This window comes from Oligoflexus sp. (assembly GCF_035638955.1).
Classification (GTDB): Bacteria; Bdellovibrionota_B; Oligoflexia; order Oligoflexales; family Oligoflexaceae; genus Oligoflexus.
Genome location: NZ_DASQYZ010000027.1, coordinates 1 through 2301, shown reverse-complemented (window position 1 = coordinate 2301; position 2301 = coordinate 1). Strand labels below are relative to the sequence as shown.

Genomic DNA, 2301 nt, shown 5'->3' with positions numbered 1-2301 from the left:
GTTAAATGTCACGTCTCTTACATAAAACATTTTGTTTTCAATGGTCCAGTGGCCTCGATTCAACTGGAGCAGCACCCTTGCATCAGCATCCTTAAGACTCGTCAGGCCATATACGTGCTCACGCCTGACTTTGCCGCTTTTGGGATGAGCTGGCCATCAGGGTCAAGGGGAAGTTCAAATGGCTTTACCGCGCAGTGGACGAGGATGGCGATACGATAGACTTTCTCCTTGCAGCAAAGCGTGATCAGAAAGCGGCCATGCGGTTCTTGAAAAAAGCCGTTCGTCAGCATGGAGTGCCGCAAAAGATCAACGCCGACAAATCAGGGGCAAACGCCGCCGGCCTCAAGGCTTTCAATGATGAACATTCCACTGACATTGAGCTCCGGCAGGTGAAAGGCAAGAGCACGGTCCGCTATCGATATGGCCTGGGAAAATCAGTTCTCACCAAGGATGAATCGGTCGATGGCGTGAAAACTCTGACGCGCTTTGTAGGCGAGGAATTTGAAATTGTTGAGGCCGATGGCAGGACCAAACAAAGAACTTATGTTGGCGATTTTCTGGTTATTGAGACCGAAGGCAGCGGGTATCGGGAAAATTATCTCTATAAGGACTACCTCGGCTCCACCCTGGTCGCTGCCGACCGGAATGCGGCGATCGTCGAAAGGATGGACTACGATCCATTTGGTCAACGCAGAAATGTTGAAAACCTTGACTGGCTTGCGGCGGGAGCCTTTCAACCTAAAACCACAAGCCGGGGCTTTACAGGGCACGACCAAATCGAGAGCATGAACCTTGTGCATATGAAGGGGCGAGTTTACGACCCGACCATTGCGCTTTTCCTGACGCCGGACACCTATATACAAGACCCGTCCATGGTGCAAAGCCTCAACCGCTATAGCTACGTTGTCAATAACCCGCTTCGCTACAATGATCCTACCGGACATTTCTTTACGGATCATTTCTTTCGTGAGGTGGGCAGAGGTATAAAATCTGCAGGAAAGGCATTGAGCAATCCTGGCCTGTATCTGGAACAGACATGGAACAAATTTGGTCGCGGAGTTTCAGATCCCCGCTATCTTCGCCTCGATGGAGGCGATATTGGTCCCCACTGGGACCATACACGAAAGGGAGAAGGAAAGTCTGGGGGTCGGAGAATCTACCCCGACGGCACGGTAAAACCTAAATAAGCTGAAGTCCGGAGAACATCGATGACCTATCAGTTAGCCCCCATAAACATGGATATTGATCAATTTTTGATGAGACATGCGCACTACTCTCTTTTGTCGAGTCTTCTTGTTAAACAGGCTAGCTTAGTGAGATCAGTTTATGCCATTTTGCCAGAAGGTTTTTCTTTCGATGCAAATAGGCTCAAACAAAGCGCTGGCCTTGACCCTAAGGTGTCTCTCGAAACTTTGTGAGCGCTTCTTAATCCACGTATTTTCTTGATCCATTAGCTTTCGTATGTTCATCCGGGACAATTCAACCTGGAGAACCATTGAGTCGCAAAGCAAATACCTCAAAACACATTTTCTGGAAAAATCATCTCGAATCGCAACCATCTTCCGGCATGAGTATCAAAAACTATTGCCGTGAACATGGGCTCAAATTTTCATCGTGGTGCTATTGGCGAAAGGGCTCTGTCGCAAACGTTTCCGAGGCCGAAGTGAATTTCTGAAGGGATCATTCCCCGGACGCAGTTATCCTGCGAGGGCGTAAAACTGTTCGAATGGAGTGGAGCCCTGAATATCGATTTGGCCTTTTTTGATCATGACCATCATCTCAATGCCGGCAATCGTTTTCGCGGCTGACATGAAGGTTTTAAAACCGAGCATGGGCCTTGTCCTTTGCCGGACCCGCCTGTGATCCTGCTCGACGATATTATGGAGATACTTCACCTGCCGGAGCTCAATGTCGGTTGAATAGTCACTATTGAAAGCCTTAAGGCCGGCGGCGTTTGCCCCTGACTTGACGGTATTGATCTTTCCGGGGACACCGTGCTGACGAACGGCCTTTTTCAAAAACCTGAGAGCCGCTTTCTGATCCCGCTTTGCCGACAGGAGAAAGTCTATCGTATCGCCATCCTCGTCCACTGCGCGGTAAAACCATTTGAGCTTCCCCTTGACCTTGATGGCCAGCTCATCCCAGAACCAGCGACCTGATACCGGCTTTTTCCTTTTTCTGAGCTCCGCCTCCAGCTGAGGGGTGTAGTGAAGGAGCCACCTGTGGATCGTCGAATGATCCACCTGAACGCCGCGCTCAGAGATCATTTCCTCGAGGTCCCTTAGGGAGAGCTTATAGGCG

Annotated in this window: 3 protein-coding genes; 2 read left to right on the top strand and 1 reads right to left on the bottom strand. The window is 49.9% G+C overall.

Features of this window, described 5'->3' with window-relative positions; genetic code table 11:
• Window positions 1–149: 149 nt before the first annotated feature.
• Both VE954_RS44070 and tnpA read left to right on the top strand, forming a co-directional pair.
• Complete coding sequence (locus tag VE954_RS44070; RefSeq protein ID WP_414698964.1) at window positions 150–1187, top strand: DDE-type integrase/transposase/recombinase; 1038 nt, start codon at window positions 150–152, stop codon at window positions 1185–1187.
• Between the two features lie 308 nt (window positions 1188–1495).
• On the top strand, window positions 1496–1675 hold the full coding sequence (gene tnpA, locus VE954_RS44065) for an IS66 family insertion sequence element accessory protein TnpA (RefSeq protein WP_414698963.1): 180 nt from the start codon (window positions 1496–1498) through the stop codon (window positions 1673–1675).
• A gap of 22 nt (window positions 1676–1697) precedes the next feature.
• On the opposite strand, the gene VE954_RS03435 is transcribed toward tnpA, so the two are convergent.
• Window positions 1698–2301: IS6 family transposase (locus tag VE954_RS03435; protein WP_324949687.1), on the bottom strand; the 604-nt coding region annotated here is incomplete at its 5' end.